The following is a 10,384-nucleotide window of genomic DNA, read 5'->3' on the forward strand; positions in this document are numbered from 1 at the left end:
GAATAGCGGTCCACGCCCACCAGGCGCTGGCACTGGTCGAGCGCGCAGACGCTTTCGGTCAGCGAAGGCAGCAGGCTGACGATGCGCTGCGGGCTTTGCGCAAACGTGACGCTAACGCCGCGGTCGTCCGTGAGTTGCAGCGCGTGGGCCGTTACCGCCAGGTAAAGCAGCGCGAGCAGTAGGGCCGCACGCTTCATGGCGGGCCTTTCAGCGTCAATGGCAGCCCGGCCGCCATCAGGGTCACGCGTTCGCAGGCCTGGGCCACGGCCTGGTTCAGCATCCCCAGCGCATCGACAAAGGCCCGCGTCTCGCGCCCCATCGGAATCACGCCCAGCCCGATCTCGTTGCCGACCAGTACCACCGGGCCAGCACTGGTTTGGATTGCTTCCAAAAGCATAGCTGCTTGTTCCCGTGGATACTGGGCTACATCGCTATTTGACTCATTATTTTCAGCGGGCATCAGCCAGTTGGTCAGCCACAGCGTCAGGCAGTCGACCACGACCAGCGTGCGCGGGCTGCCGTGCTGGGCCAGCGCTTGCGCCAGCTGCAGCGGCTCTTCGAGCGTTCGCAGGCCGGGCACGCGTTCGGCGCGGTCGCGCTGATGGCGCGCGATGCGTTCGCGCATTTCATCGTCCCAGGGCTGGGCTGTGGCGACCAGCAGCGCGTCGTGGCTGGGCGACTGCGCCAGCCATTGGCGTGCCAGCAGCTCGGCGCGGCGCGACTTGCCGCTTTTCTGGCCGCCCAGAATCAGCTCGCTGCGGGCAACGACCAACTCAGTCATGAATCGCACTCCAATCCATGATGATGCGGTGCAACTGCTCCACGCCGTCGGTCAGCGCCGCCGGGCCGGGTTGCAGGATTTCTGACGATTTGATCTCGAACAGCTGGCCGTTCTTGACCGCATTGACCTCGCCCCAGCCCGGGCGCGCCAGCACATGCGCGGGGCGAAACCGGCGGCCGCACCAGGAGCCAAGAATGATGTCAGGGTTGCGCTGCACGATGCTTGAACCGTCGGCAATGATGCGGTCCTTGCCCATGGGCTTAGCCGCCAGTTCCGGAAAGCAGTCGTCGCCGCCCGCAATCCCGATCAGCTCAGACACCCAGGCAATGGCGCTGATATGCGGGTTGTACCACTCCTCAAAAAATACACGCGGGCGGCGCTTGAGCCCGGCGGCCGCCTGCTCGATCGCCAGCAGCCGCTGCTGCATGGTCTGTATCAGCGCGAGCCCGCGCTCGACCTGCCCGACCATCGCGGCCAGCTGGTACATCATCGAGAAAATCTCGGCCACGCTGCGCTGGTTGAAGATGGTGACCTGAATGCCGCGCTTAATCAGCTGCGCCGCAATGTCGGCCTGCAGGTCTGAAAATCCAATCACGCAGTCGGGCCGCAGTTCCACGATCTTGTCGATCTTGGCGCTCAGGTAGGCGCTGACCTTGGGTTTTTCTTCCCGCGCGCGCGGTGGCCTGACGGTGTAACCCGAAATGCCGACAATGCGGCGCTCTTCGCCCAGCAGGTACAGCCACTCGGTGGGTTCTTCCGTGAGGCAGACGATGCGCTGCGGGCCGTAGGCGGCGCTGTCGCGGCTGGCGGCCAATGTGCGCCAGTCGCTGACTGGTTCAGTCATCGGCGTCTTTCAAAAACAGCCGCGCTGCCGCCGCCGGACTGGACGCAAACCACGCATGAAAATAGCTGGCTTTGACGGAACCCGAGGCATACAAGGCCTCGCCTTCGCCGCGCAGGGTGCGTCCTGGCGCCGCCTGGGTGCGCGCTGCCGCCTGCAGCGGCGTGGCGCAGGTGGAATAGTGAAAGGTATGACCACGCAACATGCCGCCCGCCACGCCCAGTTGCTGCGGCCCCAGCGCGGCCAGCCGCTTTTGCATCGTCACGCGGCCGGGCAGCAGGCCCCACATCGGGTGGCTGGCGCCGTCGGTGGTCGTGATTTCGTCAAACAGCGCCATCATGCCGCCGCACTCGGCCCACACCGGCTTGCCGGCCTGCACATGCTGCGCCAGGCTGGCTTTCATCGTGCCGTTGCCGGCCAGGGTCTGCGCATGCAGTTCGGGGTAACCGCCGGGCAGCCACAGCGCATCGCACGGTGGCAAGGCGCTGTCCTGAAGCGGCGAGAAATACACCAGTTCGGCGCCCATGTCCTGCAGGCAGTCGATGTTGGCGGCGTAAATGAAACAAAAAGCCGCGTCACGCGCCACGGCGATGGTCTGGCCTTGCAACAGGCCGGCCGGAAAGGCTTCGGCCGGTGAAGCCGGCGCCGCAAATGGGACGGCCCAGGCCTGCAAATCGTCGGCGCCCATTTGCCCCAGCCGGGTTTCGGCCAGCGCATCGGCCACGGCATCGAGCCGCTGCAGCGCATCACCCAGTTCGTGGTCCATGACCAAGCCCAGATGCCGCTCGGGCAGGGTAAAACTGGCGCTGCGCATCAAGGCGCCCTGCCACTGGGCGGACTCACGCAAGCTCTCTTCGAGCATGCCGGCATGTCCCTCCGAGGCGACACGGTTGGCCAGCACGCCGGCAAAAGGCAGGCTTTCCCGGTAATGCTGCAAGCCCCAGGCCAGCGCCCCAAAGGTGCCCGCCATGGCGCTGGCATCAATCACGGCCAGCACCGGCAAGCCAAAGCGCTGCGCCAGGTCGGCCGCGCTGGGCTGGCCGTCAAACAGCCCCATCACGCCTTCGACAATGATCAGGTCGGCCTCCTGCGCCGCATCATGCAGCCGCTGCGCGCAGTCGGCCTCGCCGGTCATCCACAGGTCAAGCTGGTGCACCGGCGCGCCACTGGCCAGGGTCAGCCAGTAGGGATCCAGAAAGTCGGGCCCGCACTTGAAGACCCGCACCTTGCGGCCCTGGCGCGCATGCAGGCGCGCCAGGGCGCAGGCCACCGTGGTCTTGCCCTGGCCCGAGGCCGGGGCGGCGATGAGGATGGCGGGGCAGCGGGTCATGCCTGTGATCACTTGGGTTGCCAGCGAAGGGTCACAAAAGCGCCACGGCCGGACTGGTTGTAGCCCAGCGCAGTTTCGTATGCTTTATCCCCCACGTTGTTCAGGCGCAATTGCAAACGCCAGTCCGGCGACAGAGCACGCTCGGCTGACAGGTCCACAACGCCGTAACCGCCAAGTCGCTGCGTGTTGGCGTTGTCCTCAAAACGGTCGGACGCGGCCAGCAAGTGGGCACCCAGCGTCCAGTCACTCACATTACGATGCACGCTGGCATTCAGTTGCGTGTCGGCTCGACGTGCAAGCTTGCGACCGTAGTTAACGCCATTTGACACGTTACGGGCATCGAGCAACTCAATGTTCGTCTGCCATGCCCACAGGCCAGCGCCGCCTTTGTAACCCAAAGACCAACCGTCTATCTGTACCTTGGGAATGTTTGATACGGTCGTTTGCGAATTGATATATCCGCGAATCCGATTTTCAAACCGCGTGAGCTTGGCCTGGTGGACCCCGGCGCTATAGGTAACGCCGACTTCGGAATTTTTTCCTTTTTCTGGCTGCGTAGTGGCTTTGCCATACCCAGGGTAATACAGCTGATTGAATGTGGGGGCCTTGAACGTGGTGCCGTAGCCGCCATGAACCCGCCAAGCAGGGGCCAATTGGTAGCCGTAACCCACAAAACCTGTGCTCGCGCTGCCAAATTGAGAATTCTCATCATTGCGAATATTTACCTGCCAACTGTGCGCATCGCGCTGCCCTTGGAGTCCAGCAAACACCGATTTCACCGTTCGCTCGGACACATCGTAAACCGTGGTGCTCTCCACCGATTCCTTCACCGACTCAACCCCCAACAGCCAGGTGCCCAACACCGAGTCTAGCTCATGCTGCAGTGACGTTTGGTTGCGTGTAGTGTCGAAACGGGTTGTTGATAGGGTGGAACGAAAATTGGTTGTAAGGTCCTCGCTACGCGAAACTTTCAAACTGGTGCGCACGCCCGGTTGCCATTGACGCTCCAGACCTGCACCCAGCACCTGTGTAGTCGTTTCGCCCGTTACATCGAAAACAGAAGGGCCATTGTCAAACTGGCTATCGCCCCGGGCGCCCAGCGCATGCGCATTCAAGCGCCAGCCCGGTGCCAACTTCCAGGCCATGGAAGCGTTCAGGGAACGCTGCTCAAACCCGTCTCGGTCGGGGTTGTGGCTACCAAAAGGCACACGAGAATTGGTCGCCGAAAACCCCTTTTCATCCAGCACACTCGCACCCAACGAATAAGTCATAGCCTCTGTGCCGCCACTTACTCCGGCTGTGACTTGATAGTGGCTTTCCGCTCCCAAAGTCACACTGGCATAGGGGTGAAGCCCCGGTTTACCCTGGCGGGTAAACACCTGCACCACACCGCCCACCGCATCGCTGCCGTACAAGGCCGACGCAGGGCCCTTGAGCACCTCGATACGTTCAATTTGCTCCAGGGGAATGTTGTCCCAATTGGGTGTGCCTAGCGTGGCGGAGCCGTACCGCACCCCATCCACCAGCAACAACACATGACGCGATTCGGTGCCACGTATGTACAAATTAGCGGCTTTACCCAAACCGCCATTGGAAGATAATTGCACCCCTGCTTCACGCACCAACAATTCACTCAATGTACGACCGCCGGATTGCTCAATGGCCTCCCGGTCAATCACCACCACATCGGCTAAAACCGCATTCATTGGTGTCGGAGTTCGGGTAGCCGTCACCACGGTCTCCTTGAGTTGCGGCGTATCTTGAGCTTGAGAAAAAGACGGAAATGCAGCAGCCAACGCCAGCGGCAGCACGGCAAGGCGTGCACGAGAAACACAGATTTTCATGGGATCAAACAATCAACAAAAGGCCCTCACCGGCTTCCCCGCCAGTGCATGAGCGTTACAAACGCTCGGTCAAATTCAGGACGTGCGCGTTCACCTTGTTGGCCGGTATCCGGGCTGACGGAACTGCTCTCATCGCCTTCCCAAGCGCGTGTTCAAAACGCTCAGTGACTCATGATGAAAGCTGAATGCGTCCTTCAGTTAAACCAAAGGTGTCGCATTCGTCCGTTTACCGTTGCGGGGGCAGCGCAGGTTAGAAATCGCAGCGCTTGGCAAGACCGGGCTGACCCGGACCTGGTGGCGTTGACTCCCTCCTGCTTCCCGTTGAACTGCAGCATGTGAACCACGCTGCGAGCACCAACACGGAAGATTCTACGCGGCAAATCGCGGCAAACCCTACAATCAAGTCCGCTATGTCGAACCAACACCAAATCGACCAGATCACCGAACGCGTAGAGCAGCTTTTGCTGCGCTACGAAGAATTGCAACGCGCCAACAGCCTGCTGCACGACCAGGTCAGCCTGTTGACCCATGAGCGCGACTCGCTCAGGTCAAGGCTGAGTGCCGCGCGTGCCCGCGTGGATGCCCTGATCGAACGTCTGCCGGAAAGCATAGTCCACCCCGTTAAAACGCCCGCAGGAACTGAGTCATGAAACAGCTCGAAGTACAAATCATGGGCCAAAGCTATTTGCTGCGTTGTCCCGAAAACGGTGATGCACGCCTGCTTGAAGCCGTCAGCAAGGTTGACGCGGCCATGTGCAAAATCCGCGATGCCGGAAAAATCAAGGCGCGTGACCGCATTGCGGTGCTGGCCGCCCTGAACCTGGCGTTTGAACTTCCGGAACGCAGCGCCAGCCGCATGCAAACACATGCCGAAGCGCAACCCCAGGACGCAGCTGCGCCCACCGAGGCAGACGCTGAAGCCGCGAACCCGCAACTGGGTGCGCTGCTGCAACGCCTGGACGCTGCACTGGGTCACGACACCCGTCGGCTTTAACATTGCCACGCTGAAAAGCGCCGGCATGGGCCTACAATAGAAGTGTCTGCGATGCGCACTGGGCTTTATATTTCCTTGAACCAATGCTCCACGAGCACGGGCTTGGTAAATTGTCAGGCAGGTGTGATCGTCTCGCGTCAGACGGACCCGAAACCTGACTGCCCTCGCCCACCTGAACCCCGGTTCAGGATGACGGTCCAGTGGCACTCGCAGACACCTTATTCCCCCGCCCATCTCCGCAAGCCTTCCGGTTCTGGCCGGGCGGCGATGGCGAGTCTTGTCACACACGCCAGGCCTGCATGAATCTCGAACCACTACTGATCATTGAACTTGCCATGCTGGGCCTGGGGACTGGTTTTCTGGCCGGCTTGCTGGGCATTGGCGGCGGCATGATGATGGTGCCTTTCATCACCATCATCATGTCAAACCGCGGTGTTTCGCCCGATCTGGCGGTGAAGATGGCCATTGCCACATCCATGGCCACCATCATCTTTACATCGCTCTCAAGCGTTCGGGCGCACCACAAACGCGGCGCCGTGCGCTGGGACATCGTCAAGCGACTGGCGCCCGGCATTGTGATGGGCAGCATGATTGGCAGCCTGGGGGTGTTTGCGCTGCTCAAGGGCTCTTACCTGGCCATTTTCTTCGGGCTGTTCGTGAGTTTTTCGGCAACGCAGATGTTTATCGATAAAAAACCCAAACCCACGCGCCGGATGCCAGGCACGGCGGGGCAGTTGGCTGCGGGCGGCTTTATCGGCTTTCTTTCGGGTCTGGTGGGCGCGGGCGGCGGTTTTATCAGTGTGCCCTTCATGACCTGGTGCAATGTGGCAATTCACAGCGCCGTAGCCACCTCTGCCGCGCTTGGCTTTCCAATTGCCGTTGCGAATGTGATCGGCTATGTGATCAGCGGGCAAACCGTGCAGGACTTGCCGGCGGGCTCATTCGGCTACATCTGGCTACCGGCGCTAGGCGTGATTGCCGTGTGCAGTTTCTTAACCGCGCCGCTGGGCGCCCGGGCGGCGCACAACATACCCGTAGGCAAGCTAAAACGGGTGTTTGCCAGCATTTTGTACCTGCTGGCGGCCTACATGCTCTACAAAGGTCTCAGCGCCTGAGCAACACCGCAAGCTTGTCTTCCGTGAAGGAATAAAGCCACCCCATCAGGCGGTGTGGGGCGCGGTCATCACCACGATGCCATCTTCATCGGCATAAAGCCAGTCTCCCGGACGTATCCATACCCCCTGAATCTGGACTGCCACGTCGCGCTGACCCTCCTGGCGTTTGTCGGTCGGCAGCGGCATGGCGGCCAAAGCCCGTATGCCGGTGCTGCACTGCGCAAGTTCAGCCACGTCGCGCACGCAGCCGTCAACCACGACGCCGGCCCAGCCATTTTGGGCCGCCGCAGCGGCCAGGTTGCCGCCCAGCAAGGCGCGGCGCAGTGACGCGCCGCCATCCACCACCAGCACCCGGCCACGCCCTGCCGATTCAACGGCGACCTTGACGAGCGAGTTGTCTTCGAAACATTTGACGGTGACAACCGGCCCGCTGAATCTGCGAAGGCCACCGAAATCTTTGAAGACCGGCGGCAACACCCGGAACGCACCCGAACTGTCGTTTTTATGGGCATCGCAGAGATCGCAGGTAGCGAACAATACAGTGGCGGCTTGGCTCATTTTTCGGTGACTTTCCTGAACGTGGAGTGGGTATTTTGCCAGCCAGCGAGCCACAAGGCTGCAGTGCGTACGGATGCTGTTGCGGCTCAGACGCCCCCCAGCGCCGAGCAACCGCAAGGCCGCGACAAACCTCTTGCGCTGCATTTTCCGAGGCTTTTTTTTCGGCAGCGACCCTGCACCGCAATGCGCGACAGCGCTGCAACATGATGCAGACCTGTGTTTTTAAGCTTATCAGAGGGAAATCTGCAGCATCAGGGCGCAAATAAAGTGACTTCCCCCTATGAAACAGTGTTTTTCTCCAGTAGCATGCCGGGAGCCACAAGAAAGAAGTTATTCCGGTGGTGATTTGTCAACGTCTAGAAGGAAAAATCAATCATGGCAACTGCAAAAAAAGCACCGGCTAAAAAAGCGCCTGCACCAAAGGCTGCTCCGGCAAAAAAATTAGCTGCAACCAAGGCAGCACCCGTCAAAACGGTAGCGGCTAAAAAAGCAGCGCCCGCAAAAACGGTCGCTGCAAAAACAGCCGCTCCCGCCAAGAAAGTTGCGGCAGTCAAAACTGCAGCGCCCGCCAAGAAACGCACGCCCAACGCAGCGTTCATGAAAGCGCTGACCCTGAGCCCCGAATTGTCGGCCGTGGTGGGTGACAAGCCGTTGCCGCGTACCGAAATCGTCAGCAAGTTGTGGGTTTACATCAAAGCCAACAACCTGCAGGACAAGGCCAACAAGCGCATGATCAATGCCGACAAAAAACTGCTCGCCGTATTTGGCAAGCCGCAAGTGTCGATGTTCGAGATGGCCGGCCTGATCGGCAAGCACGTCAAGTAATCGGCATTTTTCCGATACTCAAAAGGCCGGTACCCACCGGCCTTTTTTATCGTGCGACAGGCCGGGCGCACAATGGCGTAGACCCTGCTGATGACTTCCGGGTTCAGCGGCGCCTCGATCGGCGCGCTTTCCGGGCAGACAGAAGAAAGTCTTTTTCTGGCATTTAAACGTTCACTCTCTTCACCGGACACGCCTCAATCCGCGAGGTCAGGCAACCCTCTGGCCGGGTACAAAATCGCGCAATTGCTAACCAAAGCGCTTAAACCTCATCCTCCGGGAGAGGATATAATTTTTATAGATTTTTCGCTCCACAACGCATCTATTCACTTCAGGCACAGTGATCCAAGCGGTGTATGCAGGTTTTTTTTGACTCCTAACGCCAAACATATTTTTAAATGAGAAGCACGCCAGGTTTTCGCAGGCTTGCCATGCGGGTGGGTGCTCTAGCGCTGTGCTTTCTATCGCTGATAGGTGCAAACCTTACTGCTTTTGCAATGTTGCAGGGCCACCAGCAAGCATTGTCGATACCTGGCCATACGGCTTCAGTCAGGGCAGCGTACTTTAACGACGATGCGCATGATCACGCCATGGAGGTTGCTGTCGAAGTCGGAGTCGGGCATCCTTACGGCCACACAGCCGCCGATCATTTCGACAAAACCGTCATACACCCTGGCGACATGTACGCGATGCCTGCGGTATCCGTGCTGGCATGGCAACACAGCTATCTTTTCACTGCGACCAGCGCGCCAGAGTTTGCGCTCGAGCGGCCCCCAAGGCTGCGTTTCATCTGACGCAAACGCCAGACCGTACACGGTCAGGCTCCCCCCTTTTCATTTTTTCGTTGGAGTTTTTTATGCATCTGACTTACCCAGAGGCCGGCAGAACTGCGCCATTTCCTGGGCCACGCCTGCTACGGTCCGCCCTGACCGGATTGGCCGTGTTCTTCTTGCTGGTTGCCAGCGCCCTGGCCCACGGCGTAGCCGAAGGCGACAAGGGCTACATCCAGGAAATCACCGGCGTCCAGCTGCTGCCATTCATCTATTTGGGTGCCAAGCACATGGTGACGGGCTACGACCATCTGCTGTTTTTGTTCGGGGTGATTTTTTTCCTGTACAAGCTCAAGCATGTGGCGATTTACGTCAGCCTGTTTGCCATCGGCCATTCCGCGACCCTGCTGCTGGGCGTGTTCTTCAACCTTGGCGTCAACGCCTATGTGATCGACGCGATCATTGGCGCATCGGTGGTGTACAAGGCGCTTGACAACCTCGGCGCTTTCCAGCGCTGGTTCGGCGTGCAGCCCGACACCAAAATTGCGACACTGGTGTTTGGCCTGTTTCACGGTTTTGGGCTGGCGACCAAGATCCTGGAATACGAAATTTCACCAGATGGACTCATCGCCAACCTGATAGCGTTCAATGTGGGGGTCGAGATTGGCCAGCTGCTGGCGCTTGGCGCCATTTTGATCGTCATGGGTTACTGGCGCCGTACCGGCAGCTTTTTACGCCACGCCTACACCGCCAACGTCGTCATGATGGCCGCGGGCTTCATGCTGATCGGCTATCAGCTCACCGGCCTCATCGTTGCCTGAACGGCGACCGAACCGAATAAACATCAAAGGATTTTTCATGTACAACACCGATTTACCCACGCGCGCAGAGTTGCCGACTTCACGCCAGCTGGTGCGTTCCACTGTCATTGCCGCCGCAGTTGCTGGCGCCTTGCTGGTCGCCATCGTGCTGCCCAGCGAGTATGGCATCGACCCGACCGGCATCGGAAGGGTCACGGGGCTGGCCGAAATGGGGGCGATCAAGGTCAGCCTGGCCAGCGAAGCCGCTGCAGAAACGCCTGCATCCGCGCCCGGCGCCGCAACTGCATCCACCGTGACCGCACCAGCTGCAGCGGCGCTTGCGCCCGCTGCAGCCGCTACACCAGCGCCGAGCGCGCCCGCCGTAGTGGCAAAACCCGTGGTGTCTGGCCAAAGCCAGCAAATGACCGTGACGCTCAAGCCGGGTCAGGGGGCCGAGGTGAAGCTCGACATGCGCAAGGGTGCCAAGGTGGCCTACCGCTGGGAAACGCGCGGCGGTACGGTCAACTAC

General features: G+C 60.2%; 12 protein-coding genes, 1 other RNA gene, 1 pseudogene and 1 riboswitch. Of the genes and pseudogenes, 8 read left to right on the forward strand and 6 right to left on the reverse strand.

Annotated elements, in window-relative coordinates; translation table 11 throughout:
* From Q8K05_RS12210 to Q8K05_RS12230, 5 genes and pseudogenes are all read right to left on the reverse strand, one after another.
* A pseudogene (locus Q8K05_RS12210) lies at positions 1 to 197 on the reverse strand (ABC transporter substrate-binding protein); the annotation flags it as partial.
* Entirely contained in the window at positions 194 to 781 is a 588-nt protein-coding gene (cobU, locus tag Q8K05_RS12215; protein ID WP_305246869.1) for a bifunctional adenosylcobinamide kinase/adenosylcobinamide-phosphate guanylyltransferase, read from the reverse strand. The gene cobU and the pseudogene Q8K05_RS12210, both read right to left, overlap by 4 nt.
* The gene (locus tag Q8K05_RS12220; protein ID WP_305246870.1) at positions 774 to 1,625 is read right to left on the reverse strand and encodes a cobalamin-binding protein; all 852 of its coding nucleotides are present in this window, start codon (positions 1,623 to 1,625) and stop codon (positions 774 to 776) included. The genes cobU and Q8K05_RS12220 overlap by 8 nt, the downstream gene beginning before the upstream one ends.
* Positions 1,618 to 2,952, reverse strand: coding sequence for a cobyrinate a,c-diamide synthase (locus tag Q8K05_RS12225; RefSeq protein ID WP_305246871.1), 1,335 nt, complete (start codon positions 2,950 to 2,952; stop codon positions 1,618 to 1,620). The genes Q8K05_RS12220 and Q8K05_RS12225 overlap by 8 nt, the downstream gene beginning before the upstream one ends.
* Before the next feature lie 8 nt (positions 2,953 to 2,960).
* Entirely contained in the window at positions 2,961 to 4,796 is a 1,836-nt protein-coding gene (locus Q8K05_RS12230) for a TonB-dependent receptor domain-containing protein (protein ID WP_305246872.1), read from the reverse strand.
* A gap of 82 nt (positions 4,797 to 4,878) precedes the next feature.
* Positions 4,879 to 5,170, reverse strand: a riboswitch (cobalamin riboswitch).
* Positions 5,171 to 5,206: 36 nt separating this feature from the next.
* Between Q8K05_RS12230 and Q8K05_RS12235 the strand changes: the two genes are divergently transcribed.
* The 4 genes from Q8K05_RS12235 (at position 5,207) to Q8K05_RS12250 (ending at position 6,905) form a co-directional block, all read left to right on the forward strand.
* On the forward strand, positions 5,207 to 5,446 hold the full coding sequence (locus tag Q8K05_RS12235) for a DUF904 domain-containing protein (protein ID WP_305246873.1): 240 nt from the start codon (positions 5,207 to 5,209) through the stop codon (positions 5,444 to 5,446).
* A complete protein-coding gene (locus tag Q8K05_RS12240) occupies positions 5,443 to 5,790 on the forward strand; it encodes a cell division protein ZapA (RefSeq protein WP_305246874.1) in 348 nt (115 codons plus the stop codon). The genes Q8K05_RS12235 and Q8K05_RS12240 overlap by 4 nt, the downstream gene beginning before the upstream one ends.
* A gap of 40 nt (positions 5,791 to 5,830) precedes the next feature.
* A non-coding RNA gene (gene ssrS, locus Q8K05_RS12245) (6S RNA) lies at positions 5,831 to 6,010 on the forward strand.
* 79 nt (positions 6,011 to 6,089) lie between these two features.
* Entirely contained in the window at positions 6,090 to 6,905 is an 816-nt protein-coding gene (locus tag Q8K05_RS12250; RefSeq protein ID WP_305246875.1) for a sulfite exporter TauE/SafE family protein, read from the forward strand.
* 45 nt (positions 6,906 to 6,950) lie between these two features.
* Here the strand turns inward: Q8K05_RS12250 and rraA are convergent, their stop codons facing one another.
* On the reverse strand, positions 6,951 to 7,463 hold the full coding sequence (gene rraA, locus Q8K05_RS12255) for a ribonuclease E activity regulator RraA (RefSeq protein WP_305246876.1): 513 nt from the start codon (positions 7,461 to 7,463) through the stop codon (positions 6,951 to 6,953).
* A gap of 375 nt (positions 7,464 to 7,838) precedes the next feature.
* Between rraA and Q8K05_RS12260 the strand changes: the two genes are divergently transcribed.
* The 4 genes from Q8K05_RS12260 to Q8K05_RS12275 form a co-directional block, all read left to right on the forward strand.
* A complete protein-coding gene (locus Q8K05_RS12260) occupies positions 7,839 to 8,288 on the forward strand; it encodes an SWIB/MDM2 domain-containing protein (protein WP_305246877.1) in 450 nt (149 codons plus the stop codon).
* A gap of 494 nt (positions 8,289 to 8,782) precedes the next feature.
* Complete coding sequence (locus Q8K05_RS12265; RefSeq protein ID WP_305246878.1) at positions 8,783 to 9,079, forward strand: hypothetical protein; 297 nt, start codon at positions 8,783 to 8,785, stop codon at positions 9,077 to 9,079.
* A 62-nt stretch (positions 9,080 to 9,141) separates the two neighbouring features.
* Positions 9,142 to 9,876, forward strand: coding sequence for a HupE/UreJ family protein (locus Q8K05_RS12270; RefSeq protein WP_305246879.1), 735 nt, complete (start codon positions 9,142 to 9,144; stop codon positions 9,874 to 9,876).
* Positions 9,877 to 9,913: 37 nt separating this feature from the next.
* The coding region (locus tag Q8K05_RS12275; RefSeq protein WP_305246880.1) for a transmembrane anchor protein at positions 9,914 to 10,384 on the forward strand (471 nt) is incomplete at its 3' end.

This window comes from Polaromonas sp. (assembly GCF_030682935.1).
Taxonomy (GTDB): domain Bacteria; phylum Pseudomonadota; class Gammaproteobacteria; order Burkholderiales; family Burkholderiaceae_C; genus Polaromonas.

What these genes read in the sequence shown, in the direction of transcription:
- cobU (WP_305246869.1), bottom strand. Translation starts at nt 781, where the DNA reads ATGACTGAGTTGGTCGTTGCCCGCAGCGAGCTGATTCTGGGCGGCCAG.
- Q8K05_RS12220 (WP_305246870.1), bottom strand. Translation starts at nt 1,625, where the DNA reads ATGACTGAACCAGTCAGCGACTGGCGCACATTGGCCGCCAGCCGCGAC.
- Q8K05_RS12225 (WP_305246871.1), bottom strand. Translation starts at nt 2,952, where the DNA reads ATGACCCGCTGCCCCGCCATCCTCATCGCCGCCCCGGCCTCGGGCCAG.
- Q8K05_RS12230 (WP_305246872.1), bottom strand. Translation starts at nt 4,796, where the DNA reads ATGAAAATCTGTGTTTCTCGTGCACGCCTTGCCGTGCTGCCGCTGGCG.
- Q8K05_RS12235 (WP_305246873.1), top strand. Translation starts at nt 5,207, where the DNA reads ATGTCGAACCAACACCAAATCGACCAGATCACCGAACGCGTAGAGCAG.
- Q8K05_RS12240 (WP_305246874.1), top strand. Translation starts at nt 5,443, where the DNA reads ATGAAACAGCTCGAAGTACAAATCATGGGCCAAAGCTATTTGCTGCGT.
- Q8K05_RS12250 (WP_305246875.1), top strand. Translation starts at nt 6,090, where the DNA reads ATGAATCTCGAACCACTACTGATCATTGAACTTGCCATGCTGGGCCTG.
- rraA (WP_305246876.1), bottom strand. Translation starts at nt 7,463, where the DNA reads ATGAGCCAAGCCGCCACTGTATTGTTCGCTACCTGCGATCTCTGCGAT.
- Q8K05_RS12260 (WP_305246877.1), top strand. Translation starts at nt 7,839, where the DNA reads ATGGCAACTGCAAAAAAAGCACCGGCTAAAAAAGCGCCTGCACCAAAG.
- Q8K05_RS12265 (WP_305246878.1), top strand. Translation starts at nt 8,783, where the DNA reads ATGTTGCAGGGCCACCAGCAAGCATTGTCGATACCTGGCCATACGGCT.
- Q8K05_RS12270 (WP_305246879.1), top strand. Translation starts at nt 9,142, where the DNA reads ATGCATCTGACTTACCCAGAGGCCGGCAGAACTGCGCCATTTCCTGGG.